This window comes from Bradyrhizobium cajani (assembly GCF_009759665.1).
In the GTDB taxonomy this organism is placed as follows: domain Bacteria; phylum Pseudomonadota; class Alphaproteobacteria; order Rhizobiales; family Xanthobacteraceae; genus Bradyrhizobium; species Bradyrhizobium cajani.
Genome location: NZ_WQNE01000002.1, coordinates 358,515 through 382,999, shown reverse-complemented (window position 1 = coordinate 382,999; position 24,485 = coordinate 358,515). Strand labels below are relative to the sequence as shown.

Annotated in this window: 22 protein-coding genes; 10 read left to right on the top strand and 12 right to left on the bottom strand. The window is 65.7% G+C overall.

Annotation, left to right across the window (positions count from 1 at the left end; translation table 11 throughout):
• Window positions 1–27 precede the first annotated feature (27 nt).
• Window positions 28–822, top strand: coding sequence for an SDR family oxidoreductase (locus GPL20_RS04490; protein WP_157328056.1), 795 nt, complete (start codon window positions 28–30; stop codon window positions 820–822).
• Window positions 823–1,018: 196 nt separating this feature from the next.
• On the opposite strand, the gene GPL20_RS04485 is transcribed toward GPL20_RS04490, so the two are convergent.
• Window positions 1,019–1,474: a MarR family winged helix-turn-helix transcriptional regulator gene (locus GPL20_RS04485; protein ID WP_167532881.1), complete on the bottom strand. Its 456-nt coding sequence runs from the start codon at window positions 1,472–1,474 to the stop codon at window positions 1,019–1,021.
• 75 nt (window positions 1,475–1,549) lie between these two features.
• Here GPL20_RS04485 and GPL20_RS04480 point away from each other — a divergent pair, with 75 nt between their 5' ends.
• Window positions 1,550–2,326, top strand: a complete 777-nt coding sequence (locus GPL20_RS04480; protein ID WP_157328052.1) for an SDR family NAD(P)-dependent oxidoreductase — start codon at window positions 1,550–1,552, stop codon at window positions 2,324–2,326.
• A gap of 90 nt (window positions 2,327–2,416) precedes the next feature.
• On the opposite strand, the gene mdlC is transcribed toward GPL20_RS04480, so the two are convergent.
• The 4 genes from mdlC to GPL20_RS04460 form a co-directional block, all read right to left on the bottom strand.
• Entirely contained in the window at window positions 2,417–4,039 is a 1,623-nt protein-coding gene (gene mdlC, locus GPL20_RS04475; RefSeq protein ID WP_157328051.1) for a benzoylformate decarboxylase, read from the bottom strand.
• 179 nt (window positions 4,040–4,218) lie between these two features.
• Entirely contained in the window at window positions 4,219–5,070 is an 852-nt protein-coding gene (locus tag GPL20_RS04470) for an HTD2 family dehydratase (RefSeq protein WP_157328050.1), read from the bottom strand.
• Window positions 5,071–5,084: 14 nt separating this feature from the next.
• Window positions 5,085–6,188: a CaiB/BaiF CoA transferase family protein gene (locus GPL20_RS04465; protein ID WP_157328049.1), complete on the bottom strand. Its 1,104-nt coding sequence runs from the start codon at window positions 6,186–6,188 to the stop codon at window positions 5,085–5,087.
• Between the two features lie 9 nt (window positions 6,189–6,197).
• Window positions 6,198–7,379: an acyl-CoA dehydrogenase family protein gene (locus GPL20_RS04460; protein ID WP_157328048.1), complete on the bottom strand. Its 1,182-nt coding sequence runs from the start codon at window positions 7,377–7,379 to the stop codon at window positions 6,198–6,200.
• Window positions 7,380–7,504: 125 nt separating this feature from the next.
• Between GPL20_RS04460 and GPL20_RS04455 the strand changes: the two genes are divergently transcribed.
• Window positions 7,505–8,425: a LysR substrate-binding domain-containing protein gene (locus GPL20_RS04455; protein ID WP_157328047.1), complete on the top strand. Its 921-nt coding sequence runs from the start codon at window positions 7,505–7,507 to the stop codon at window positions 8,423–8,425.
• A gap of 237 nt (window positions 8,426–8,662) precedes the next feature.
• Here GPL20_RS04455 and GPL20_RS04450 read toward each other — a convergent pair whose 3' ends face one another.
• Together GPL20_RS04450 and GPL20_RS04445 are read right to left on the bottom strand one after the other, a co-directional pair.
• On the bottom strand, window positions 8,663–9,937 hold the full coding sequence (locus GPL20_RS04450; RefSeq protein ID WP_157328046.1) for a cytochrome P450: 1,275 nt from the start codon (window positions 9,935–9,937) through the stop codon (window positions 8,663–8,665).
• A 175-nt stretch (window positions 9,938–10,112) separates the two neighbouring features.
• On the bottom strand, window positions 10,113–11,378 hold the full coding sequence (locus tag GPL20_RS04445) for a cytochrome P450 (RefSeq protein WP_157328042.1): 1,266 nt from the start codon (window positions 11,376–11,378) through the stop codon (window positions 10,113–10,115).
• 311 nt (window positions 11,379–11,689) lie between these two features.
• Between GPL20_RS04445 and GPL20_RS04440 the strand changes: the two genes are divergently transcribed.
• Together GPL20_RS04440 and GPL20_RS04435 are read left to right on the top strand one after the other, a co-directional pair.
• On the top strand, window positions 11,690–12,835 hold the full coding sequence (locus GPL20_RS04440; RefSeq protein ID WP_157328040.1) for a YjgN family protein: 1,146 nt from the start codon (window positions 11,690–11,692) through the stop codon (window positions 12,833–12,835).
• A gap of 3 nt (window positions 12,836–12,838) precedes the next feature.
• Window positions 12,839–13,951 (top strand): M48 family metallopeptidase, encoded by a 1,113-nt coding sequence (locus GPL20_RS04435; RefSeq protein WP_347340017.1) that lies wholly within the window; start codon window positions 12,839–12,841, stop codon window positions 13,949–13,951.
• Between the two features lie 240 nt (window positions 13,952–14,191).
• Here the strand turns inward: GPL20_RS04435 and upp are convergent, their stop codons facing one another.
• From upp to GPL20_RS04420, 3 genes are all read right to left on the bottom strand, one after another.
• On the bottom strand, window positions 14,192–14,821 hold the full coding sequence (upp, locus tag GPL20_RS04430; RefSeq protein WP_157328038.1) for a uracil phosphoribosyltransferase: 630 nt from the start codon (window positions 14,819–14,821) through the stop codon (window positions 14,192–14,194).
• A 135-nt stretch (window positions 14,822–14,956) separates the two neighbouring features.
• A complete protein-coding gene (locus GPL20_RS04425) occupies window positions 14,957–16,195 on the bottom strand; it encodes a URC4/urg3 family protein (RefSeq protein WP_157328234.1) in 1,239 nt (412 codons plus the stop codon).
• Window positions 16,196–16,202: 7 nt separating this feature from the next.
• A complete protein-coding gene (locus tag GPL20_RS04420; RefSeq protein WP_157328036.1) occupies window positions 16,203–17,459 on the bottom strand; it encodes a GTP cyclohydrolase II in 1,257 nt (418 codons plus the stop codon).
• A gap of 313 nt (window positions 17,460–17,772) precedes the next feature.
• Between GPL20_RS04420 and GPL20_RS04415 the strand changes: the two genes are divergently transcribed.
• Together GPL20_RS04415 and GPL20_RS04410 are read left to right on the top strand one after the other, a co-directional pair.
• Window positions 17,773–18,900, top strand: a complete 1,128-nt coding sequence (locus GPL20_RS04415) for a threonine synthase (RefSeq protein WP_157328034.1) — start codon at window positions 17,773–17,775, stop codon at window positions 18,898–18,900.
• Window positions 18,901–18,989: 89 nt separating this feature from the next.
• Window positions 18,990–19,796 (top strand): class I SAM-dependent methyltransferase, encoded by an 807-nt coding sequence (locus GPL20_RS04410; RefSeq protein ID WP_167532880.1) that lies wholly within the window; start codon window positions 18,990–18,992, stop codon window positions 19,794–19,796.
• A gap of 71 nt (window positions 19,797–19,867) precedes the next feature.
• Here the strand turns inward: GPL20_RS04410 and GPL20_RS04405 are convergent, their stop codons facing one another.
• Together GPL20_RS04405 and GPL20_RS04400 are read right to left on the bottom strand one after the other, a co-directional pair.
• Window positions 19,868–20,674 carry a DUF2927 domain-containing protein gene (locus GPL20_RS04405; RefSeq protein WP_373568251.1) on the bottom strand — a complete coding sequence of 269 codons (807 nt, stop codon included), beginning with the start codon at window positions 20,672–20,674 and terminating at the stop codon, window positions 19,868–19,870.
• Window positions 20,675–20,763: 89 nt separating this feature from the next.
• Window positions 20,764–21,339 (bottom strand): L,D-transpeptidase, encoded by a 576-nt coding sequence (locus tag GPL20_RS04400; RefSeq protein ID WP_157328031.1) that lies wholly within the window; start codon window positions 21,337–21,339, stop codon window positions 20,764–20,766.
• 362 nt (window positions 21,340–21,701) lie between these two features.
• Between GPL20_RS04400 and GPL20_RS04390 the strand changes: the two genes are divergently transcribed.
• The 3 genes from GPL20_RS04390 (at window position 21,702) to GPL20_RS04380 (ending at window position 24,408) form a co-directional block, all read left to right on the top strand.
• On the top strand, window positions 21,702–23,249 hold the full coding sequence (locus GPL20_RS04390) for an acetolactate synthase large subunit (protein ID WP_157328026.1): 1,548 nt from the start codon (window positions 21,702–21,704) through the stop codon (window positions 23,247–23,249).
• 139 nt (window positions 23,250–23,388) lie between these two features.
• Window positions 23,389–23,907, top strand: a complete 519-nt coding sequence (locus tag GPL20_RS04385) for a hypothetical protein (protein WP_157328024.1) — start codon at window positions 23,389–23,391, stop codon at window positions 23,905–23,907.
• Window positions 23,908–24,072: 165 nt separating this feature from the next.
• Window positions 24,073–24,408 carry a hypothetical protein gene (locus GPL20_RS04380; protein WP_157328022.1) on the top strand — a complete coding sequence of 112 codons (336 nt, stop codon included), beginning with the start codon at window positions 24,073–24,075 and terminating at the stop codon, window positions 24,406–24,408.
• Window positions 24,409–24,485: the final 77 nt, after the last annotated feature.

Below are 24,485 nucleotides of genomic sequence, written 5' to 3'. Positions count from 1 at the left end.
ACAATACGAGCCAAGAGGAGACGTCGCATGCAGGTGACCGGCAAGGTCGTGGTCGTCACGGGCGGCGCAAACGGCATCGGCAAGGCGCTGTGCGAGGCCTTTCACAATGCGGGTGCGGCCAAGGTCGTGGTCGCGGACATGGATGCCGCCAACGCAAGGGCGGTCGCTGCCATGGTGGACGGTGCCGCCTTCAAATGCGACGTCGCGCAGGAAAAGGACATCGCCCATGTCATCGAGGAGACCGAGCGGCAGTTCGGCCCGATCGAGCTGTTCTGCTCCAATGCCGGCATCGGCGGCGGCTTCGATCCGATGTCCGTCAATGCCGGCGGCGCCTCCGACGAGCCGTGGCAGCGGAGCTGGGCCATCCACGTCATGGCCCATGTCTATGCGGCGCGGCATCTGGTGCCGCGCATGAAGGCGCGCGGCGGCGGCTATTTCCTCAACACCATCTCGGCCGCGGGCCTGTTGTCGCAGGTCGGCAGCCCCGCTTATTCCACCACCAAGCATGCCGCGGTCGGCTTTGCCGAGAACCTCGCGATCTCGCACAAGGCCCACAACATCAAGGTCTCGATCCTCTGCCCGCAGGGCGTTGACACCAACATGCTGCGCTCGATCCCGAAAGGCCCGCAATCCGGCGACGGCGACCTCACGCCCGAGCAGGTGGCGAAAGACGTGCTGGCCGGCCTCCAGCAGGAGACGTTCCTGATCCTGCCGCACCCCCAGGTGCTCGGCTACATGCGCAAGAAGACCGAGAACTACGACCGCTGGATCGGCGGCATGGCCAAGATCCAGGCGAAGATGCGGGAAGAGTTCGGGAAGTGACTTGGGAAGTGACTTGGGGGCGGTGTGATTGAGGCCCGCTCGCGCCAAACACTCGCCGTCGTCCCCGCGCACGCGGGGACCCATAACCACAGGCAGGAATTTTACGAAGACCGGTAGTTACTCGGTGCTGACACCTGCACTTCATCGATAGATCACGCGGTATGGGTCCCCGCGTTCGCGGGGACGGCAGCGGAGTTCACGCCGCCGCCCCATCTTCCATCCGGCTCTGCTTGAGCGCCCGCGCATAGAGCATCATTCCCTCGCGCACCGTGTGCTGCTCGGCCGCCGTCAACGCCGCCAGCGCGCCGCTCACCTGCTGCCGGCCGAATGCGTGCAGCGCCTCCAGCGTGCGCCGTCCCTTCGCCGTCAGCGACAACAGCTTGCTGCGTGCATCCGCATCATCCGGCGTCTCCTTGAGCTCGCCGCAGTCGATCAGCTTGCGCACCAGGCGGCTGACGCTGGATTTCTCCAGCCGCAGGAAATCGCCGAGCTCGCCTGAATTCATCGGACCGCGGATGCCGATCTCCAGAATGGTGTGGACCGCCGAGGGCGGATAGTCCGACGCCGCCACCGTCGCATCCATGAAGCCGAGCTCGCGCACCATCAGCCGCGAGGCGGCGCGGATGTCGTCGATCAGCGAAAGATCGGCCATCTTGACTCCCGGCATATAGTTGTATCATACAACTATATGCGCGCAGCGTCGCGCGCAAGCGTTTTGGAGTGAGCCATGAGCGGAACTTTGCCGGCTGGTGAGCGGATGAAGGGCAAGGTCTGCCTCGTGACGGGCGGCGGCAGCGGCATCGGCCGCGCCACGGCCTTGCGGATGGCGGCCGAAGGCGCGGAAGCGATCGTTGTTGCGGGCCGGCGCGAGGCGGAGATCGAAGCGACCGCCGCCAGCTGCCGCGAGCTCGGCTCGGAGGCCATCCCGGTCAGGACCGACATCACGCGCGAGGAGGACGTCGCGCGCCTCGTCGGTGCGGCTCTGGAGCGTTATGGCCGGCTCGACGTCGCCTTCAACAATGCCGGCTTCCAGGAACGCCGCGCGCCGCTGGAAGAGCAGGGCACCGATATCTACGACAGCGTGTTCGACACCAATGTCCGCGCGCTGTTCCTGTGCCTGCGCCATCAATTGCCGGCGATGCTGGCGCAGGGGCGCGGCAGCATCGTCGTCAACGCATCCGTCAGCGGCGTGCGCAATCCCAATCCCGGCTTCTCGCTCTATTCGGCCTCCAAGGCGGCCGCGATCTCGCTGACGCGCTCGGCCGCGATGGAGAACGCCCCCCGCGGCATCCGCATCAACGCCGTCGCGCCCGGCCGTGTCGTCACCGACATGATGCTGCGCGCCGGCGTCGGCGACGTCGCAACCGTCGGTGCTGGCCTGCCGCTGCGGCGTATGGGAAATCCGGAGGAGATTGCGGAAGCGGTGGTGTGGCTCTCGTCCGACGCGTCATCCTACGTCGTCGGGCATGTGCTGGCGGCCGATGGGGGATTCCTGGCGTCGTGATATCGTAGCCCGGATGAGCGTAGCGACATCCGGGACTTTTGTCGTTGCAGCACCCCGGATATCGCTGCGCTCATCCGGGCTACGCGCGCCTCAATGCTTGTGCCCGTAAAGCACCGGCACCGCCGAATCCACGACGACCTCGACGAGGCTGGTGCCCTCAAACGCCATCCCGCGCTTCAGCGCTTCACCCAACTCCGCCGCCTTCGTCACCTGCACAGCGTGGCAGCCCATGCCTTCAGCGAGCCGGACGAAATCGATCCCCGGCAGTTCCAGTCCGGGCACGTTCCTCACCTGCATGACCTGGCTGAACGAGCGCATCGCGCCATAGCCGGAATTGTTGATGACGACGACGGTGAGCGGCAGCTTGCGCTGTGCGGCGGTCCACAGCGCCTGGATCGAATACATCGCCGAGCCGTCGCCGATCAGGCACACCGTGCGGCTCTTCGGCTTGCCGAGCGCCATGCCGACGGCGGCGGGCAGGGAGTAGCCGAGGCCGCCGCTCGACATCGTGTAAAAACTGTCTTGGCCGCGCATCGGCATGAACTTTTGCATCGCCGGCCGGTGCGAGGGCACTTCCTCGACCAGCGAGCTGCCATCCGGCATCGCCTGCGACAGCGAATGCAGCAGGAACTCCACCGGCAGCGGATCGGCAGCGAGCGGCGCCGGCGGCAGCGTGCGGCCAGTTGGCGTTGCGCGTTTGCTCTCCGGCAGGAGGTCGAGCAGCGCGCTAAGCGCCGGCTTCATCGTCGCAATGATGCTGGTGCCGACCGGCGTGACCGCCGCCGCATCCGGATCATCCGTGATCTGGAAGATGGTCGCCCCGCCATCGAAGATCGCGGCATGGCCCTCGACATGGAAGGTGAACACCGGCGCGCCGATCACGACGACGACATCGTGCTCGCGCAGCGCGTCGGACAGCTGTGCCGGCGAGGCGTGGAGGAAGCCGGCGAATTGCGGATGCCGCTCGGGAAACGAGCAGCGCGCCGAGAACGGGCTGACCCAGACGCTCGCCTTGGCCTTCTCGGCAACGCGCACCATCAGGTCCACCGCGCCGGCGCGATCGACGCCGGGGCCGACGACGAGGGCAGGGTGCTTGGCTGAACCGAGCACTGTGACTAGCGCCTTCATCGCGTCAGGCTCGGGTCCGATCTCGCGGCTGACCTTGCGCGCTTCGACCGGCGCTGTCGCATGCGTCCAGTCGTCGATCGGGATCGACACGAAGGTCGGCCCGCAGGGCGGCTGCATCGCGGTGTAATAGGCCCGCGCGATCGCGGCCGGCACGTCCTCGGGCCGCGCCGGCTCGACGCTGTATTTCACGTAAGGCCGCGGAAACTCCGACGCGCGCTCGGCATAAAGGAACGCCTGGAGCGGCAGGATCGAGCGAGCCTGCTGGCCCGCGGTGATCACGAGCGGGGTCTGGTTGCGGTGTGCGGTGTAGATGTTGCCGAGCGCGTTACCGACGCCGGCCGCCGAATGCAGATTGACGAAGCCGGCATTGCGCGTCGCCTGCGCATAGCCATCGGCCATGCCGACGGCGGAGGCTTCCTGCAGCGCCAGCACGTAGTCGATGTCGTCGGGCCAGTCGCTCAGGAACGGCAGCTCGGTCGAGCCGGGATTGCCGAACACCCTGTCGATGCCGAAAGAGCGCAGCAGGTCGAGCGTCGCCTGCTTGACGGTGACGGATTTGCTGCCGGTCTTGCCGTTCTTCGCCATGATTTCCGTCCCTTGTTAATTCCTCATCCTGAGGAGCGCGTCTTCGCGCGTCTCGAAGGATGAAGGCCCGGCTGGTGGCCTCGCCCTTCGAGACGCGCGCGAAGGGCGCGCTCCTCAGGGTGAGGGTCTAAGTTCCTGCATCGCGGCTACGCTCGCAATGACGAGGAAGCTGCGGTGGCTCACCACACCGCGGTGCCCTTCATCGTCGGCTGCCCTTCGGCATTCGCGGTCCACAGCTCCATGCTCTCGCCGCTGTCATTCGCGTTGATCGAGAACTCCGTGCCCTCGAACAGCGGCTGCACGCCGCGATAGGTGAACTTCGTCGGCGCCTTGCCGCCGCGCAGCTTCGCCGCCATCTCGATGATCAGCGCCGCCTGCAATGGGCCGTGGAAGATCAGGCCAGGATAGCCCTCGACCTCAGTGACGTAGTCGCGGTCGTAATGGATGCGGTGGCCGTTGAAGGTCAGCGCCGAGTAGCGGAACAGCAGCACGGGATCGGACACATGCGTCTCGCGGTGCTGCGCCTGCGACGGCGGGGGCGGAGCCTTCGCCGTTGCCGGCGCGCTGCTCGTCATCTCGCGATAGACGATATCCTGCCGCTCGCGGATGGCCGTGCCGCGCGGCGAGGAGATGCTGTGCTCGACCGAGACGAAGCACAGCGTGCCGGTCGATCCCGTCTTCATCTGCACATCGGCGATGCGCGAGGTCCGCGTCGATTCATCGCCGACGCGCAAGGGCTGCAAGAACTCGATCTCGCCGCCGGCCCACATCCGGCGCGGCAGCGGCACCGGCGGCAGGAAGCCGCCGCGGGTCGGATGGCCGTCGGGCCCGAGCATCGACATCGGAAACACCGGCTGCGCCAGGCACCAGTGCACCGTGAACGGCGCGGCATCGCCCGTTTTGGGTTCGCCGACCTCCTGGAACAGCGTCGCGCGCAGGCCCTTGACGAGCTGCGCGGTGACGATGTCGGTGGCCTCCGTGCTGCGGCCGATCCATTGCCGCAAATGATCGATGTCGAGCTTCCCGGTCATCACGCCTCGCTCTGTTACTTCCTGGATTGGGGATCTTCGCCGATGCCGGGCACAGCGCCGTAAGCGCGCGTCTCGCCGACGATGATCGGCGCCGGGGCGGGATAGCTGACGCGGCCGTTCGGCGTGTCGACCTCGATGCGGCGCAGATGCGGATGGTTGGCGAGGTCGGCCATGGTGTTGACCTCGGCAAAGGCGATGTCGGCGTCCGACAGCCGCTTGAGCAGCTCGTCGCGCGTCATCTGGCCGAAGCTGCCGGCGACCGTCTTGTCGGTGAAGTCGCGGTTGCGCACGCGCTCGACCATGTTGGCGACGCGGGGATCGGCGGGCAAATTCGGCTGGTCCAGCACCTCGGCGCACAGCGTCTTCCACTCGCGCTCACTCTGGATCGAGATCAGGATGTCCTTGCCGTCCTTCGAGGTGAACACGCCATAGGGCGCGATCGAGGGATGGCGCAGGCCCATGCGCTTGGGCGGATTGCCGGCCTCGGCATTGAGCAGCGGCACGGTGCACCAGTCCGCCATCACGTCGAACATGGAGATGCGGATGTCGGCGCCCTTGCCGGTGCGGCCCCGCGCGATCAGCGCTTCCAGGATTGCCGCATGCGCGGTCGCGCCGGTCGCGACGTCCACGATCGACATGCCGACGCGCGAGGCGCCGTCGGGATTGCCGGTGATCGAGGCAAGCCCGCTCTCGGCCTGGATCAGGAGATCATAGGCCTTGCGGTGCGCGTAGGGGCCCTCGTCGCCATAGCCGGTGATCGTGCACGAGATCAGCTTCGGATAGTCCTTCAGGAGCCGCTCGCGCGAAAAGCCGAGCTTGTCCATCGAGCCCGGCTTGAGGTTCTGGATCAGCACGTCGGCGCTCGCGATCAGATTCTCGAGCTCGGCGCGGCCCTCCTTGGTGGCGAGATCGACCACCGCCGACCGCTTGCCGCGGTTGAGCCAGACGAAGTAGCTGCTCTGGCCCTTGGCTGCCGCGTCATAGCCGCGGGCGAAATCGCCCTCGGGCCGCTCGATCTTGATGACTTCCGCGCCCGCATCCGCCAGGCGCGAGGAGCAGAACGGCGCCGCGACCGCCTGCTCGACCGCAATCACCCTGATCCCGTCAAGTGCTCCCATGGTGCGACCTCAATACGAGCGGGGCATGCCGAGCACATGCTCGGCGACAAAGGACAGCACGAGGTTGGTCGAGATCGGCGCCACCTGGTACAGTCGCGTCTCGCGGAACTTGCGCTCGACATCGTATTCCTCGGCGAAGCCGAAACCGCCGTGGGTCTGGATGCAGGCATTGGCCGCTTCCCAGGACGCATCGGCCGCGAGCATCTTGGCCATGTTGGCCTCCGCGCCGCAGTCGAGCCCGGCCTCGTATTTGCGCGTCGCCTCCTTCACCATCAGATCGGCCGCGCGCATCGAGGCGTAGGCCTTGGCGATCGGGAACTGGATGCCTTGATTCTGGCCGATCGGCCGGCCGAACACGGCGCGCTCCTTGGCGTAGCTGGTGGCCTTGGCGATGAACCATTTGGCGTCGCCGACGCATTCGGCCGCGATCAGGATGCGCTCGGCATTCATGCCGGAGAGGATGTAGCGAAAACCCTTGCCTTCCTCGCCGATCAGGTTCTCCGCCGGCACCTTCATGTCGGTGAAGAACACTTCGGTGGTGGCGTGGTTCATCATGGTGCGGATCGGGCGGATCTCGAGACCGTTGTTCTTCGCCTCGCGCATGTCGACGATGAACACCGAGAGCCCATCCGTGCGCTTCTTGACCTGCTCCTTCGGCGTGGTGCGCGCCAGCAGCACCATCAGGTCGGAATGCTCGGCGCGGCTGGTCCAGATCTTCTGGCCGTTGACGACGTAGCTGTCGTTGCCTTCCTTGCGCGCGAAGGTCTTCAGCGAGGAGGTGTCGGTGCCGCTGGTCGGCTCGGTGACGCCGAAGGCCTGAAGCCGCAATTCGCCGCTGGCGATCTTCGGCAGGTACTTTGCCTTCTGCTCGGCATTGCCGTGCCGCAGCACGGTGCCCATCGTGTACATCTGGGCGTGACAGCCGCCGCCGTTGCAGCCCGCACGCTGGATCTCTTCGAGGATCGCAGCCGCGGCCGACAGCTTCAGGCCCGCGCCGCCATATTCCTCGGGGATCAGCACCGAGAGATAGCCGGCCTGCGTCAGCGCATCGACGAAGGCCGTCGGGTAAGCCATCTCGCGGTCGAGCTTGCGCCAGTATTCGCCGGGAAACTGCGCGCAGAGCTTTGCGACGGCTTCGCGGATGTCGGCGTGATCCTCGGTGGGGTGTTGGTCTTGCTTTTCTTGGCTCATGGCGTTTCCAATCGATAGCGGCAGTTAAGATAACGCCGGCCAATCCCCTGGCGTTGTGAAAACAATGCCAGCCCCCTATGCTCATTTGCTATAGCGTATGGAGTAGCCTTCCAGGATTGGCAAGCATGGATTTCCGGCAGCTCAGGACCTTCAGTTGCGTGGCGGAGCTCGGCAGCCTCTCCAAGGCGTCCGACACGTTGCGCGTGGCGCAGCCGGCGCTGAGCCGGCAGATCAAGCTCCTGGAACACGAGCTGCGCACCGAATTGTTCACCCGCAATGGCCGCGGCATGGTGCTGACCGAGGCGGGACGCCTGCTCCTGGCACGCACCTCCGGCATCGTGCGGCAGATCGACCAGATCCGCGACGACATCCAGTCGGCCAAGGGGCCGCCGTCCGGCCAGGTCGTGCTTGGCCTGGTTCCGACCGTGAGCTGCGTGCTGTCGGCGCGCTTCGCGCGGCGCAGCGTCGAGAGGTTTCCCGGCATCTCGCTGCGCATCGTCGAGAGCTACAGCGGTCATCTCGTCGAATGGCTGCATCGCGGCGAGATGGACCTTGCCATCCTCTATGGCCGCTCCGCCGACCTGCATCTCAACGTCGAGAGTCTCGGCCGCGACAACATCGTCGCGGTCGGCCCGCGCGGCTGCGGCCTGTCGCGCAAGAAGAGCGTCGATATCGGCTGGCTCTTGCGCCAGCGCCTGGTCCTGCCCAGTCACTCGCACGGCCTCCGCGCGCTGATCGAGCACGCGGCCGCCCAACGCAAGATCAAGCTCAACGTCCAGCTCGAGGCGGATTCGTTTCGCGTGCTGACGAGCCTGGTCGAGGAGGGGCTCGGCTTCGCGCTGCTGCCGCCCTCGTCGGTCCATGGCGAGGTCGCGGACGGACGGCTGGAGACCGCGCCAGTATCCAGGCCGATGACGCGCGAGCTCATTTTCGCCTCTCCGATCGACCGTCCGGCCTCGACGGCCTCGCTCGCCATCACCGCGCTCCTGCGCGAGGAGGTCGCCGCCTGCCGCAAGGAAGGGCTGTGGGACATCAAATTGAGTTAGATGCGGTGGTGTCGTAGAACAGTCAGGCGCCGACTTGCCTTCGCATCTGGCGCGAGCTGTCATGCCGAAATTTTATAGCTGGTATGTCGCCGCGCTGTCGCTGCGGCCGTGATGCGCATCCGCATCCAAGACCTCGTCATTGCGAGCGCAGCCAAGCAATCCAGGAATTCCTCCGCGGCGGCAGTCTGGATTGCTTCGCTGCACTCGCAATGACGGAGTGTGTTGCGGCGGCTGTGCCTACCCCGGTATCCGCACCGGCAGCGACTCATACCCCTTGATGAAGCTCGAATAGATTCGCTTGGGCTCGCCGACGACCTCGATCCGGTCGAACCGCTTCAGCATCTCCTCCCAGACGATCCGGAGCTGGAGTTCGGCGAGCCGCATGCCGACGCAGCGGTGGATGCCGAAGCCGAAGGAGAGGTGGGTGCGCGGCCGCGGGCGGTCGATGATGAAGTCGTTCGGCTTGTCGAACATCTCCTCGTCGCGGTTGCCGGAGACGTACCACATCACGACGCGGTCGCCCTTCCTGATGTGCTTGCCGCCAATTTCGGTGTCTTGGAGCGCGGTCCGGCGCATATGCGCCAGCGGCGTCTGCCAGCGGATCACCTCCGGCACCATGGAATCGATCAGCATCGGATTGTTCCGCAGCATCTCGTACTGGTCCGGGTTCTCGTTCAGCGCCAGCACCGAGCCGGTCATGGTGTTGCGCGTGGTGTCGTTGCCGCCGACGATGAGCAGGATGATGTTGCCCATCAGGTTGTCGGGGTCCATGAAGCGGGTCGCATCGTTATGGGCCATCAGCGACAACAGGTCGTTGCGCGGGGCGGAGTTGACGCGCTCGTTCCACAGCTTCGACATGTAGGCGTAGCACTCGTCCATCTCGCGGCGGCGCTCTTCGGCCGAGGCGACGATGCCGCTTTTGGGCAAGGCGGTCGAGACATCGGACCAGCGCGTCAGCTTGCGCCGTTCCTCCCAGGGGAAGTCGAACAGGGTCGCCAGCATCTGCGTCGTCAGCTCGATCGAGACGCGTTCGACGAAGTTGAAGGTCTCGTTGCGCGGCAGATTGTCGAGCACGGTCTGCGAGCGCTGCCGGATCAGTTTTGCGAGTTCGTCCAGATGCTGAGGGGTGAACATCGGCGACACCGTCTTGCGCTGCGACGAGTGCTTGGGCTGGTCCATGGCGATGAAGCTTGGCCAGTCATAGCCTTGCGGCACGTCGCGGATCGAGATCCCGCCGAGCGTCGAGTCCGAGGAGAAGATGCCGTGATTGGTGTCGACATGCATGATGTCGTTGTATTTCACCACCGACCAGTAGGGCTCGATCGGCGCATTGGTGCAGTAATGCACCGGCTCTTCCTTGCGCAGCCGCTCGAACCACGGCCACAGCGTGTCGTCCTGGAACAGCCTGGGTGCGCCGGGGTGGAACTGCGCCAATGGCGTCGCATAGGCCTCTTCCCGCGCCTTGCGCATGCGTTCGGCCTTGTCCACTTGAACCGGCGCTTGGATGTTCATGGTTGTGGCTCCAGTTGTTTCTTCTTCGCCTCTCCCCGCCTGCGGGAGAGGCCGGATTGCATCGAAGACGCAATCCGGGTGAGGGGAATCTCCGCGAGTCCGGCTTTTACCGTCTTCGCGGAGAGAGCCGCTCACCCCGACCCTCTCCCCGTAAGAACGGGGAGAGGGAGATTTCTCACGCCGAAATCTTCACCGGCAGCGTCTCCAGTCCCTTCACGAAACTCGAATAGACGCGCCTGGGTTCGCCGACCACATCAATATGGTCGAAACGCTTGAGAATTTCTTCCCAAATAATCTTGAGCTGGAGTTCAGCAAGCCGCAGGCCGACGCAGCGGTGAATACCGAAGCCGAAGGAGAGATGCGTGCGCGGGCGGGCGCGATCGATGATGAAATCGTAGGGCTTTTCGATCGCCTCCTCGTCGCGGTTGCCCGAGACGTACCACATCACGACCTTGTCACCCTCCTTGATCCGCTTGCCGCGGAACTCGAAGTCGGAGAGCGCGGTACGGCGCATATGCGCCAGCGGCGTCTGCCAGCGGATGACTTCCGGCACGAAGCTGTCGAGCAGGGCGGGGTTCTCGCGCAGCTTGCGATACTGTTCCGGATGCTGGCTCAGGGCGTAGATCGAGCCCGACATGGTGTTGCGGGTGGTGTCGTTGCCGCCGACGATCAGAAGGATGAGATTGCCGAGGAAGTTCTTCGCATCCATGTCGCGGGTTGCGGCGCCATGCGCCATCATCGAGAGCAGATCGCTCTTCGGCGGCTGCGCTATGCGCTCCTTCCAGAGCCGCGCGAAATAGCCTGCGCATTCCGTCAGCTCCGCCTGACGCTCGTCTTCGGTGGCGACGAGGCCGTCGGGCCCGGGAATCGTGGTGGCGATGTCGGACCAGCGCGTCAGCTTGCGGCGGTCTTCCCAGGGGAAGTCGAACAGCACCGCGAGCATCTGCGTGGTGAGCTCGATCGAGACGTGATCGACCCAGTCGAACACCTCGCCACGCGGCAGATTGTCGAGGCACTCGGCCGATCGCTGGCGGATGTTGATGGCGAGATTGTCCAGATGCGTCGGTGTGAACATCGGCGCGACGGTCTTGCGCTGCGCGGCGTGGCGTGGCGGGTCCATCGAGATGAAGCTCTCGCGGCGCAGGTCCGGATCGATGTCGCGGATGGTGATGCCGCCGAGCGCGGACGCCGAGGAGAACACGGAATGATTGGTCTCGATCTCCATGATGTCGTTGTAGCGCGTCACCGACCAATACGGTCCGAACATCGAGTCCTTGCAGTAGTGCACGGGATCTTCCCGGCGCAGGCGATCGAAATAGGGCCAGAACGTATCGGTCCTGAACAATTCGGGATCGCCCGGATCGAACTGCTCCAGCGGCAGTGACGATGCGCGCTCGCGCAAGGCGTCGAGCTTGGACGCGCTCTCCATGGTCCCATGCATGACCAATCTCCCTGGTGTGAACCGCGCGTTCTCGTTGAATTCTGCGCTGCGGTATTTGATTTGCAATTACAGCCGGTTGTCAGCGCCGGAGCAAGGGAGAGTTTTGCCACATCCAACCTTCACGAGAGTGTCGGACGACCGTCACGCTGCCACGCGAACGTGATCTCCCGCAGGCCGCTCGGTGGGGAATCGTGCAAGAAGCCGACGGGAATCGGGGTAAATCGAACCCGCCCATCTTGGGGATCGACTAATCTCTGATCTATAGTTTGACCGCGACAGGTCCGCACCTCGAGGTTGCCGCTGTGAACGACATGCAATGGGCCCCCATCGGCTCCGAACCCGTACCCCCGCCGCTGCCGCCGACGCGGGTCGACTTCGCCGGCAACCGCTCCGAGTTCCGCAAACTGGCCACCAGGGGTGCCATGCTGGAGCTCGTCACCTTCGGCTTCTACCGGTTCTGGCTCGTCACCGACATCCGCCGCCATCTGTGGTCGAACACCGCGATCGATGGCGATGCCGCCGAATATACCGGCCGGGCTAAGGAGCTGCTGGTCGGCTTCCTGTTCGCGCTTGCGATCCTGGTGCCGATCTATCTCGCCTATTTCCTCGTCGGCATCGAGTTCGAGCGCTGGCAGGGCTTTGCCTCGACGCCGCTGTTCATCAGCTTTTACGCCTTCGGCCAGTTCGCGATCTTTCGCGCGCGGCGCTACCGGTTGACCCGTACGGTCTGGCGCGGCGTGCGGTTCTGGATGGACGGCTCGGGCTGGGCCTATTCGTTCCGCGCCATGGCGTGGGGCCTCTTGGTGTTCCTGACCCTCGGACTGGCGCTGCCGTGGCGCGAGGCGGCGCTCGAGCGCTACAAGATGCAGCACACCCATTACGGTGATTTGCGCGGCGATTTCGAAGGCGACGGCTGGACGTTCTTCAAGCGCGGCTGGTGGCTGTGGCTGCTCAGCCCGCTCGCGGTGCTGATCTTCCCGCTCGCCCCGTTCTTCTATGCCGAGTTCAAGGCGCGCGAATGGCGCTGGTGGCTCGACGGCATCCGCATCGGCGGCGTCAGCCTGTCCTCGAAACTGCCGCATGATGCGTTCTACGGTCTCTACTGGAAAGTGATCGGTTGGTGGGTGCTGCTCTCGGCCATTTTCGGCGCCTATCTCGGCGGCGCGACCATGCTCGTCGTCCAGCTGAGCGGCCTTCCGGCCGAGCAGGTGTTCGGGTCCGACAATGCCGCCACGAGCATCCCGATGCTGGTCATGATGGTCATCGGCTATTTCGCCGTGGCGCTTGCCGTCAACATCGTCATGCGCGTCTATCTCCAGCGCGATCTCTGGGCCAAGGTGCTGGAAACCGTCGAGGTGCATAACATCGCCTCCGCCGCCGATGTGCGCGGCAGCGGCGAGCTTGCCAGCGCGCTCGGCGAAGGCTTTGCCGATGGACTCGATGTCGCGGGATTCTGAACTGTGAGTGACGTGTTCGCCGAAGCACCGGCGCAGTCCGCAAAGCCGACGATCTTCTACGACGGCGTATCGAGCCGCAGGCGGCAGGTGACGCTGGCGCTCGGCGATGCGCTCGAGATCGCCGAGGAGGGCGGGACGCCGGTTCGCTGGGCCTATGCCGACATCCGCCGCGCCGACAGTCCGGCCGGCGTGTTGCGTTTGGCCTCGACCTCCGCGCCGCCCCTGGCCCGGCTCGAAATTCGCGATGCTGCACTGGCCGCAGACGTGACCGCCCGCTGCATGCGTCTCGACGAACATCAGACCTCGCGCCGCGGCGTCGCAAAAATCGTCGGCTGGTCGGTGGCCGCCGCCGTCTCCATCGTCTGCGTCGTCCTGTTCGGCGTGCCGCTCGCCGCCGACCGTCTCGCGCCGCTGGTGCCGAAGCCCGTCGAACGGCGCATCGGCGATGCCGCCGAGGTCCAGATGAAGACCATCTTCGGCCGCAGCGTGTGCGAAGATCCGGCGGGGAAGGCCGCGTTCACCAAGCTCGTCAACCGCCTGCGCGATGCCGCCGGCCTCGACGATGATTCCGCGACGGCGGGCGTGCTGCCGACCTCCGTGCCGAACGCGTTCGCGTTGCCGGGCGGCAAGGTGTTCGTGCTGAAGGGCCTGCTGGACAAGGCCGAAAGCCCCGACGAGCTCGCCGGCATCCTTGCCCACGAGCTCGGCCATCTCAAGCATCACGACAACATGCGTGGGCTGATCTACAACGGCGGCACCTCGTTCCTGATCGGCCTGTTGTTCGGCGATGTCACCGGCTCCTCCGCCGTGATCTTCGCCTCGCGCAGCCTGGTCGAAGCGTCCTATTCGCGCGAGGCCGAGACCGCCGCGGATACATTTGCGATCGAGATCATGCACAAGCTCGGCCGCTCGCCGAAACCTGCGGCCGAGCTGATGTTCCGCGTCACCGGCAAGGAAGGCGGCTCCGGGTTGACGACCATCCTCGCCAGCCATCCGCTGACCGAGGACCGCCTCGCACGCATGACCAGGGAAGATCGCCCCGCCAGTGGCCCGCCGCTGCTGACGGACAAGGAGTGGCAGGCGCTGAAGTCGATTTGCGGCAGCGGGAAGATTTGAGAGGAGCATGGCGCGAAGCTCGCATGCGGCCATCCTTCGAGACGCCCGCTTTTGCGGGCTCCTCAGGATGAGGACTGAGTGCGTGGCGGCAAGTTTCACCGGCAAAGTTGCTGTTTAGCCTCATCCTGAGGAGACCGCGCAGCGGTCGTCTCGAAGGACGAGGCGTTCACTCAGGCCTCGCCAGGCTCATAGGCGATAAGCCCAGCCCACACGGGGAGAGGCGCACAGCTTTCGTTGCTACTACCGCGTCCCGTAGGCGCGATCGCCGGCATCGCCGAGGCCCGGCAGGATGAAGCCGTTCTCATCGAGACCTTCGTCCACGGCAGCGGTCCAGATCGGCACGTCCGGATGCAATCCGCGCAGCCGTTCGAGTCCTTCCGGCGCGGCAATCAGGCAGGCAAGGCGAATGTCCCTGGCGCCGCGCTCCTTCAGACGGTCGATTGCGGCGACGGCCGTGTTGGCGGTCGCCACCACCGGGGTCACCACGATCGCGAGGCGCTCGCCGAGGTCGGAGGGCGACTTGAAGAAATACTCGACCGCGGCAAAGCTGTGCGGCTCCCGATAGAGCCCGATATGCGCGACGCGCGCGGTCGGCACCAGGTCCATCATGCCGTCGACGAAGGTGGTGCCGGCACGCAGCACCGGCACGAACACCAGTTTCTTGCCGGCGATCTTGGCCGAATGCATCGTCGCCAGCGGCGTCTCGATGACGGTGTCGGCGAGCGGCAAATCGCGCGTCACCTCGTAGCACAGGAGCATGCCGATCTCCTTGATCAGCTCCCGGAACGATTTGGTCGAGATCGATTTGTCCCGCACCAGCGTCAGCTTGTGCTGCACCAGCGGATGATCGACGATCGTGACGCCTTCCATGATCGGATGCTCCTGAAATTCATCTGACCGTCATTGCGAGCGCAGCGAAGCAATCCAGAATCTCGCCGCGGTGGGACTCTGGATTGCCTCGCTGCGCTCGCAATGACGGGCGTGGTCGCAAATCTTTGTCATGCTCTAAAACACGGTGCCGTCGCTGATCACCTTGAGCGGCGGCGCGCCGTCGGGGCGGCGCGCGAAGGCAATAGCGCGGCCCGCGGCCCAGGTGCCGCCTTCGAGAATGCTGGCGAGCGGCAATGTCTCGGGCGTGCGGCCGAGCTTGGCGCGCACCAGCGCGGCAAGCCGGTCCAGCAACGCAACAGTCAGCGCGCGCCACTCCACGACCAGCCGCGAATCCACCGCATGCGCACGCGTGGCATCGGCGGGATCACGCAGGCGCAGCACCTCGTGATCGACGAACAGGCCGCCATTGCGATATTCGGCCAGCCCGGTCAGGCCGTCGATGTCGGTGACCTGAAATCCGGCGCGTTGAAGCGGCTCGATCAGCGAATAGCTCAGCCATTGCGACAGCTTGTGCAGGGGTACGAGGCCTGCCGTCGCATCATCGGCCTTGATCGCCGGATGTCGCCAGCAATCGCCGAGCGGAATTCCCGCAAGCTCGAGCCGCGACGGCCAGATCGGTCCGAGCTGGTTCAGCACCGCCGCCAGGATCGCGGGCGCAGGAATCGCGCCGTCATTTGCCTGTGCCGCGATGTGGTCGAACAGGCCGCCCGGCCGCGGCGTGTCGTGCAAGCCGAAAACCTCGGCACGCTCTGCCATGAGCTTGCCGAGACGCCGCAGCAGATCGGTACGGCCCTCGAGCCCGAGCAGGGGATTGGCATCGCTCACCTGAAAGGCCGATGTGAGCGCGGCAAGCGGCAGCTTCGCGAGCACGTCCGCATCGGCCCGGAGCGGGGCGCGTTCATTGCCGGAAAAGAGGCCGCTCGCGAACATGTCGAGGCTTGCAATGGCGAGCCCTTCGGAGCGGCCGATGCCTTGCCCCGTCACCGCGTCGCGATATCGCCACGCCGCGCCCGCGCCGGCGTCGAGCAGCACGCTGACGATGGCAAGATCGAACTCGGCGCGCGCCCGCGCCGCGCGGTCCGGCCAGGTTGCCGCGTCGGCAAGCCGCGCCCAGCGATCGGCGCCGCCAAGCACGAAATGCCGCCAGCGCGCATGGAAGGGAATGTCCAGCGTCGGATAGGCTTTTCGCGTGACCGCGAGCACGGCCTCCGCGACGCCATCCATGCGATCGAGATCGATCGTGAAGTGGTTCAAGCCGCCGGCAAGGCCGAGCTCGAGCATCTGGCCGGCGCGCGCACGAACCGCTGTTGCGGTGAGCAGCGAGCGCGCCTGTCGTTCCAAAGCATCCGCCATGGCGCGATCAATATTTTTCCAGCGAACGCCCGACCACGTCGTCGACGTCCTTCTCCGGCGCAATGTCGGTCGAGTAGTAGCCGGCGGCCTTCTTCGCGGCGATCTCGACATAGGCGTCGGCGGGAATGAGCTCGGGCGGGATCGGCACGCGCTCGACGATGTCGATGCCTTGCGAAGTGAGCGCATCGTATTTCATGTCGCTCATCGACAGGAAACGGTCGATGCGCTTCAGGCCGAGCCAGTGGATCGTATCGGGCATGAGTTGCTGGAAGCGCGCGTCCTGGACGCCGGCGACGCATTCGGTGCGCTCGAAATAGGCGGCGGCCGCGTCGCCGTCCTCCTGGCGCTTGCGCGCGTTGTAGACCAGGAATTTGGTGACCTCGCCGAGCGCACGGCCTTCCTTGCGGTTGTAGACGACGAGCCCGAGCCCGCCCTCCTGTGCGCCGCGCGCGGATTCCTCGATACCGTGGATGAGATAAGGCCGGCAGGTGCAGATGTCGGAGCCGAACACATCGGAGCCGTTGCATTCGTCATGCACGCGGCAGGTGATCTTGGTGCGATGGTCTGGCAGCTTGGCGACGTCGCCGAACATGTAGACGGTGGTGCCGCCGATCGGCGGCAGGAACACCTTCATGTCCGGCCGCGTGACCAGTTCGGGGAACATGCCGGCGGTCTGCTCGAACAGCGTGCGGCGCAGCTCGGTCTCGCTGGTCCCGAAGCGCGCGGCAAGGCCGGGCAGGTACCAGACCGGATCGATCGCGATCTTCACCACCGAGACGCTGCCATTGGCATGCACGACCTCGCCGTCGGCGCGCAGCCGTTTTGCGGCCAGCGCTTCGCGGATCTCCGGCAGGTCGAGCCGCGCCCGCGTCACCGCGATGCTCGGCCGGATGTCGACGCCCTCGGCGATCTCTGTGCGGAAATTCTCCGCGACGAGATGTCCCCAGGGATCGAGCGCGACGATTTTGGCGGGATCGCTCCATTGCGGGAACGGCCCGATGGTCGCGGCCGGAAAGGTGTTGGTGAGGTCGGGGCGCCGGATCGGATCGAGCGCGCCGGCGGAGACCGCGAGCGCGCGGTACATCGCATAGGAGCCGCCATGGCTGCCGATCACGTTGCGATGCCCGGCGCGCGACACCGTGCCGACGATCGGCCCCCTGGCGCGCGCATCCGCGGCACCCCAGTGGATCGGGAAGGCGGCCTTCTTGCCCGGCTCCGGATGCGAGGTGAGGCGGATGTGGTCGGTACGGTTCGCACGGCTCATGTCCAGGCTCCCAAAAAGCCAACGGCCCGCCGCTCGGACGGGCCTGGCTTGGTCGCGTTGCCAGTCGAGGACACCGGCGACGCAAGCTCAATCCAACATATTGTAGCGGCCGGCGACGACAGACAAGTTAATCGTGCCGGGCGGGCAGGGCCCTTCGTTGTCAAATTCCTGTCGTCAACGCGTCGGCAGGGCTCGCCTGAACGCCGCGCTGGCCGACCTCGCCGCTCTGCCTGCGCGGCCAGTTTAAGAGATTGAAATATTTTCATTTTTCATGTTTTCAAGGGGCTGCGCCGCCCTTGCCTCGGAGACTGCCATGCCCACCGCCAGCTATATCGATCCCCGCAACGGACAGCTTTATCCGCTGGAGCAGCCGCGCTGGTGCTCGGACGAGCGCACGCCGCTGCTGGTGACGCCGGGCACCGGCATCTCGCGCGCGGACATCGAGTCCCGCACGCGCTCGCTCTGGCGCTACAAGGCGGCGTTGCCGGTCGAGATCAAGAATCCGATCACGCTCGGCGAAGGCTGCACGCCGCTGGTGCAGCGGGATTGGGGCGATCTGCGCCCGCTGTTCAAGCTCGAATGGTTCAACCCGACCGGCAGCTTCAAGGACCGCGGCTCCGCAGTGATGCTGTCCTTCCTGCGCCAGGTCGGCGTCGACGCCATTCTGGAGGACTCGTCGGGCAATGGCGGCTCGTCGATGGCTGGGTTAGGGGCCGCCGGCGGCATGCGCGTGACGATCCTCGCGCCGGCCTCGACCTCGCCGGCCAAGATCGCGCAGGTCCGCGCCTATGGTGCTGCGGTGCAGCTCGTCGAGGGCCCGCGCGAGGAGTCGGAGGCCGAAGCCATCCGCCAGTCGAGCCAGACGTTTTACGCCAGCCACAACTGGCAGCCGTTCTTTCTCGAAGGCACCAAGTCGCTCGCCTATGAGATCTGGGAAGACCTCGGCTTCCGCGCGCCCGACAACGTCATCGTCCCCGTCGGCGCCGGCAGCAGCCTGCTCGGTTGCGCCTTCGGTTTCCGCGAGCTGCTCAAGGCGGGCCAGATCGCAAGACTGCCGCGCCTGTTCGCGGCGCAGCCGCTGAACTGCTCGCCGATCGACGCGAGCTTCAAGGCCGGCGTCGATACGCCCGTCGCGCGCGAAGTGAGCAAGACCATCGCCGAAGGCACCGCCATCAAGAATCCCCTGCGTCTGCGGGAGATCATCGGCGCACTTCGCGAGAGCGGCGGCGGCACCGTCGCGCTCGCTGAGGACGAGATCGTCGCCGCCTTGCGCCGTCTTGCGCGGCAAGGATTGTTCGCCGAGCCGACCAGCGCCAGCGCGGCCGCGGCGCTGGAAAAACTCTCCGGCGCGGGCGCCATCAAGGCGAACGAGACCACGGTCGCCGTCCTCACCGGCACCGGCCTGAAGGCCGCAACCACAGTGGCCGACCTCGTGCAGTAGTTCGTGAAAAGATCCTGCCGGACCGCGTTGAACCTTCGAACTCCGTCGCCAGCCTCATGAAGACCGACCTTGGGCAAAAGGAGAGTTCCATGACTGCGCAGGATCCGTTTGCAGGTTTCAAGGCCATCCAGAAGGAGGCCTGGTCGCTGTTCACGCCGATGGAGGTCTTCACCACACCGACGGCCGCCAAGCTGGTCAATTTTGCCGGCGTTGCCGCCGGTCAAAGGGTTCTCGACGTGGGTTGCGGCACCGGCGTTGCCGCGATCACGGCGGCGCGCCGCGGTGCGAAGGTGAGGGGGCTCGACCTTTCGCCTGTCCTGATCGAGCGGGCCCGCGAGCACGCGCAGCTGGTGAACCTCGATGTCGACTTCACCGAGGGCGACGCCGAAAGTCTGCCCTATGGCGACAACGAGTTCGACGTGGTGCTCAGCCAGTTCGGCCACATGTTCGCGCCGCGTCCGGATGTCACCATTGGCGAGATGCTGCGCGTGCTGAAGCCCGGCGGCACCATCGCCTTCTCCACCTGGCCGCCGCATCTCTATGTCGGGCGCATGTTCGCCCTGGTCGGCCGCCACCTGCCGCCGCCCGAGGGCGTGGCATCACCGGCGTTGTGGGGCGATCCGAAGATCGTCGCCGAGCGCCTCGCGGGCAAGGCGAACGATCTTTCCTTCGAGATGGACATGATGACGCCCTCCGCGCTCAGCCCGCAGCATTTCCGCCGCACCATGGAAGGGACGATCGGGCCCTTGATCAAGCTCATTGCCCAGTACAAGGACGAGCCGGACAAGCTGCACGGCTTTCGCACCGAGTTCGAGGCGCTGATCTCCGAATATTTCGACGGAAGCAGCAACGTGATGCGCCAGCAGTTCCTGATGACCAAGGCGAAGAAGGTGTGAGAGCGTAGCCGAAGGCAACGCGATCAAGAACGCTGCGCTTACCCTCCCCTCCAGGGGAGGGCAAGATCGCTTCACTCCTTCAGGTCGTTCACGCGCTTCACCCAGGCGCGCACGTCGGCGAGCACGGCGGGCAGCACCGCCTTGACCTCCGGCACGGTCATGCCGGGCTTGATGCGGGGATCGTAGAGCAGGTTGAGGATGTACTGGTCGTAGACGTCGAAATAGCCCATCGAGACATTGTCGTTGAACATGGTCCACGGCACGCTGGTGGTGTCGTTGATGGGCCCGAGCGATTGCAGCAGCTCCTCATAGGCGCAGTCGAGGAAGACGAAATCGCCGTTGTCGACGGTGAGGATGACGTCGGAATGCTCGATCTCGAAATTGTCGTTTTTGCGGAAGCCGGACAGGCATTGCGGATCGAGCGAGGTGCGGATCTCGCGCGCCTTCTCCGCGCCGTAGAAGCTTGTGAGGGTCCGATAAAGGTCGCGGTCGCGCACGAGCTTCACCCGCACATTCGCCGCCTCGCTGGTGTCGGTCATGGCGATGTCGAGGTGCTGCACGCGCGCACCGATGTCGGCGACGACTTTGGCGAGCTGGGTCTTGCGGTCGGCGCGGTCGCTCTCGGCGAACACGCGCACCGGCCCGTCGAACTTGCGGATGCGGTCGACGCGGCCGGCGAGGTGGTATTCGGCGCCGAAGGCGGTCTTCAGGAAGCCCTCGACGATCTCGCTGTCGGTAAAGCTCTTCCTTTCGACGCGCTGGCGCGAGGCGACCGCTGGCAGTTCGCCCGCGGCGGCCATGGTAGCGGTGTCAGGCACCGATGTGAGTGCGGCGAGCGCCAGGAGGGCGATGCGAAGGCCAGGCGCGGGCGGATTCATTGCGCTCATCGTGACGCGACGCTGCCGCATTCGCCTCGCGCGCACAAGTCCGCAAATTCGCGCGACCCGCGAGTTCCCGCTGTGGCCGGCTAGTTCTTCAGCACCACCACCGTGGTCCCGACCCCGACGCGGCTGTAGAGGTCGGTGACGTCGTCATTGGTCATGCGGAAGCAGCCCGAGGACACCGCCTGGCCGATCGTCTCCGGCTCGTTGGAGCCGTGGATGCGGTACAGCGTCGAGCCGAGATACATCGCGCGTGCGCCGAGCGGATTGTCGATGCCACCCTTCATGTGGCGCGGCAGGTCGGGCCGGCGCGCCAGCATCTGCGAGGGCGGCGTCCAGTCCGGCCATTCCTTCTTGGCGGTGATCTTGTGCACCCCGCCCCAGCGGAAGCCGTCGCGGCCGACGCCGATGCCGTAGCGCAGCGCCTGGCCGTTCTGGAGGATCAGGTAGAGCCGCCGCTCGGCCGTGTTCACCACGACGGTGCCCGGCGCGTAATTGGTCGGATACATCACCGTGGAGCGGGGAATCGGGCTCGCGCCGCTGCCGAGAAAGCCGCTGGAGCTGGTGCCCGTGAAGTCTATCATCCCCGCCGCGGATGCGTCGGCGGCGCCCGCCAGCAACAGCGCCATTGCGGCAATCGGCGCGGCGAAAAACCGGATCATTGTTTCCCCCAGCAAAAAATCGATTCAACGAAAGCCACAGGCCATATTTGCGGGCTTTCCGCAAGCCACGGCCCCGTGAGGACGCCATGCTTGACGATTGGCGTTACCAAATCGGCAACCGCACCGATCTGCCGAAAAGCATAGAGCGTTTTCAAGCGAGGTGGATACCGGTTCGCATAAAGAAAACGCGTCAAAACAAGAATCTGATGCCCCGTTCCGATCCCATCGGAACGGGGCATTAGCCAAACCGGCGCATCGTCACGCGGGTCAGGGCCGCGATGCCGGCTATTGCTTTGACGGGGCGCGCGAACAATGATTGATCGGACGGATATCTGGACATTGCCGGTCGTGGGAGCCTTGGGATGAACGGTGCGGAAAGCCTGGTGCGGACGATGGTCAAGGGTGGGGTCGACGTCTGCTTCACCAACCCCGGCACCTCCGAGATGCATTTTGTCGCAGCGCTCGACCGCGTGCCGGGCATGCGCTGCGTCCTCGGCCTGTTCGAAGGCGTGGTGACCGGCGCTGCCGACGGCTATTTCCGCATGAAGGGCACGCCGGCCTCGACGCTGCTGCATCTCGGCCCCGGTCTCGCCAACGGTCTTGCCAATCTGCACAACGCCAAGAAGGCCAATTCCGGCATCGTCAACATCGTCGGCCAGCATGCGGTCTACCACATCGGCTACAACGCGCCGCTGACCTCCGACATCGAGGGGCTGGCCCGGCCGATGTCGTCATGGGTCCGCACCTCGCCGGATTCGAAATCGGTTGCCGCCGACGGCGCCGCGGCGATCGCCGCCGCCAAGAGCGCGCCGCCACAGATCGCGACGCTGATCCTGCCCGCCGACACCGCCTGGAACGAAGCCGACGGCATCGCCGAGGTTCCGGCCGAGAAGCAGCTCGCGAGCTACTCGCCGCGGGCGGTCGAGCAGGCCGCGAAGATCCTGCACGGCGACGGCGAGGGCACGCTGCTGCTGATGACCGGCAGCGCGCTGAGCGAGCACGGCCTGGCGCTCGCCGAGCGCATCGCCGGCAAGACCGGCTGCACCGTGATGGGCCCGACCTTCCGTCCGAAGATGGCGCGCGGCCGCGGCCGTTTCTCGATCGACCGCATCCACTACGTCATCGAGCAGGCATTGCCGATGCTGGCGAAATTCCGTCACATCGTGCTGGTCGAGGCCGACGATCCCGTGGCGTTCTTCGCCTACCCGAACAAGCCGAGCATGCTCAAGCCCGAGGGCTGCGACGTCCATCGCATGACCACCTGGGGCGAGAATTCGGTCGCGGCGCTCGAGGCGCTCGCCGGCGCCGTGAAGGCCAGCGCCAGGGACGTCAAGCCGCAGGCTTTGCAGGAGCTGGCCAAGCCGACCGGCGCGCTCACCTTCGCCTCGATCGCGCAGGCGATCGCCTGTGCTATCCCTGAGAACGCGATCATGGTCGACGAGTCCCTGACCACCGGCCGCGGCTTCTTCCCGCCGACGGCGGCAGCCGCGCCGCACGACTGGCTCCAGAACATGGGCGGCTCGATCGGCTTCTCTACGCCGCTGTCGATCGGCGCGGCGATCGCCTGTCCGGATCGCAAGGTGATCACCATGGTCGGCGACGGCAGCGCGATGTACACGATCCAGTCGCTGTGGACGCAGGCGCGCGAGAATCTCAACATCGTCACCATCGTGTTCGCCAACCGCATCTACCAGATCCTGCGCGGCGAGTTCGACAATGTCGGCGCCGGCGAGCCCGGCCAGCGCGCCAATGACATGCTCCGGCTCGACCGTCCGACGCTGGATTTCGTCGCGCTGGCGAAGGGCATGGGCGTGCCCGGCCGCGCCGTCACCAATGCGGAGGAGTTCAACAAGGCGCTGACTGAGGCCGTCGCCGAGCCCGGGCCGCGGCTGATCGAAGTCCAGATGTAGGTCTGGTCGTTGCGCCGCGAACTCCGGCCTCATGTAGCCCGGATGGAGCGCAGCGTAATCCGGGACGCCGTGTGTTTTGCGAGAACCCGGATTGCGCTACGCTCCATCCGGGCTACTCACCACCGCGCCCGGAGGCACGATGCAGACCGAGCTGAACAAGGTGATCGCGGCGCTCCGGGACTTCTATGCCCACGAAGCATTCCTGTTCGAGAAGGACATCGGCGAGCGCGCGATCACGCACCGTTTCGCCGTGCACCTCGAGAAGCAGTTCTCCGGCTGGTCGGTCGACTGCAACTACGACCGGCTCGGCGAGCGCACGCTGCATCTGCCGCACGGCACCATCATCTCGACCGACGATCACCTCGGCAAGTCGATCTACCCCGATGTCGTCGTGCATCAGCGCGAAATCCCGAACAATCTGCTGGCCGTCGAGATCCGCAAGGCAAGCAATCACACGCCGCTGGAGCACGACCAGCACAAGCTGAGAGCGCTGACCGACGTGCATGTCTGGTTTCCCTACTGGATCGGCGTGCTGCTGGTGCTGGACAGGCACCACGTGACGACATCGGAAGTCTATGTCAGCGGGCTCGTCGATCAGCCGCTCTCGCTCTGGTTCGCGACACGGCTGGAGGAGATCGGCCTCGCGGCCGCTCGCTGAACCTGTCTCGGCGCGTGCATCTCGATGCTTGACGCAGCCGGAGGCGAGCTATGTGATCTCGACCACAGTTGACGATGGAGTTCCGGCCTATCGAGCGGACTTGCACGCGTTGATCCCCGAGGACTACGCTTGCCTCATTCGGATCAGGCAATTTTGGAGGCTCTGATGCAAAAGTCGTATTGGCTGGCTGCGACGGCAGCGCTCGCGCTCGTCATGCAAACGCCGCTCGTCTTCGCCCAGAGCGCGCCTGCTGCCGGCGGAACTGCGGCCCCGGCCGCGACGACCATCGCGCCGGCCGCCACCACCGCGCCTGCAGCAACCACCGACACCTCGAGCCAGCCATCCGACTCCAAGAAGAGCGCGGCGAAGAAATCGTCGAAGAAGAAGATGACGCGGCAGCAGGAGATCGATCATTCGATCGAGACCGGCACGGTTCCCGCGCGCTACCGCAGCTCGGTGCCCAGGCGGTACCAGCAATACATTCCGTTCGATAAGCGATGATGGATCGCACGGCGACGCGGCCTGATCGGACGGCGCGCCGCCGGTGCCATCGGCCTTGGCCAGGCGGGATCTGGCCG

Coding starts and splice junctions, on each gene's coding strand:
- GPL20_RS04380 (WP_157328022.1), top strand. CDS start 24,073: ATGCAAAAGTCGTATTGGCTGGCTGCGACGGCAGCGCTCGCGCTCGTC.
- GPL20_RS04425 (WP_157328234.1), bottom strand. CDS start 16,195: ATGGCGGATGCTTTGGAACGACAGGCGCGCTCGCTGCTCACCGCAACA.
- GPL20_RS04410 (WP_167532880.1), top strand. CDS start 18,990: ATGACTGCGCAGGATCCGTTTGCAGGTTTCAAGGCCATCCAGAAGGAG.
- GPL20_RS04400 (WP_157328031.1), bottom strand. CDS start 21,339: ATGATCCGGTTTTTCGCCGCGCCGATTGCCGCAATGGCGCTGTTGCTG.
- GPL20_RS04405 (WP_373568251.1), bottom strand. CDS start 20,674: ATGAATCCGCCCGCGCCTGGCCTTCGCATCGCCCTCCTGGCGCTCGCC.
- GPL20_RS04490 (WP_157328056.1), top strand. CDS start 28: ATGCAGGTGACCGGCAAGGTCGTGGTCGTCACGGGCGGCGCAAACGGC.
- GPL20_RS04420 (WP_157328036.1), bottom strand. CDS start 17,459: ATGAGCCGTGCGAACCGTACCGACCACATCCGCCTCACCTCGCATCCG.
- GPL20_RS04390 (WP_157328026.1), top strand. CDS start 21,702: ATGAACGGTGCGGAAAGCCTGGTGCGGACGATGGTCAAGGGTGGGGTC.
- GPL20_RS04440 (WP_157328040.1), top strand. CDS start 11,690: ATGCAATGGGCCCCCATCGGCTCCGAACCCGTACCCCCGCCGCTGCCG.
- GPL20_RS04480 (WP_157328052.1), top strand. CDS start 1,550: ATGAGCGGAACTTTGCCGGCTGGTGAGCGGATGAAGGGCAAGGTCTGC.
- GPL20_RS04445 (WP_157328042.1), bottom strand. CDS start 11,378: ATGCATGGGACCATGGAGAGCGCGTCCAAGCTCGACGCCTTGCGCGAG.
- GPL20_RS04460 (WP_157328048.1), bottom strand. CDS start 7,379: ATGAGCCAAGAAAAGCAAGACCAACACCCCACCGAGGATCACGCCGAC.
- GPL20_RS04455 (WP_157328047.1), top strand. CDS start 7,505: ATGGATTTCCGGCAGCTCAGGACCTTCAGTTGCGTGGCGGAGCTCGGC.
- GPL20_RS04385 (WP_157328024.1), top strand. CDS start 23,389: ATGCAGACCGAGCTGAACAAGGTGATCGCGGCGCTCCGGGACTTCTAT.
- GPL20_RS04450 (WP_157328046.1), bottom strand. CDS start 9,937: ATGAACATCCAAGCGCCGGTTCAAGTGGACAAGGCCGAACGCATGCGC.
- GPL20_RS04465 (WP_157328049.1), bottom strand. CDS start 6,188: ATGGGAGCACTTGACGGGATCAGGGTGATTGCGGTCGAGCAGGCGGTC.
- GPL20_RS04470 (WP_157328050.1), bottom strand. CDS start 5,070: ATGACCGGGAAGCTCGACATCGATCATTTGCGGCAATGGATCGGCCGC.
- mdlC (WP_157328051.1), bottom strand. CDS start 4,039: ATGGCGAAGAACGGCAAGACCGGCAGCAAATCCGTCACCGTCAAGCAG.
- GPL20_RS04485 (WP_167532881.1), bottom strand. CDS start 1,474: ATGGCCGATCTTTCGCTGATCGACGACATCCGCGCCGCCTCGCGGCTG.
- upp (WP_157328038.1), bottom strand. CDS start 14,821: ATGGAAGGCGTCACGATCGTCGATCATCCGCTGGTGCAGCACAAGCTG.
- GPL20_RS04415 (WP_157328034.1), top strand. CDS start 17,773: ATGCCCACCGCCAGCTATATCGATCCCCGCAACGGACAGCTTTATCCG.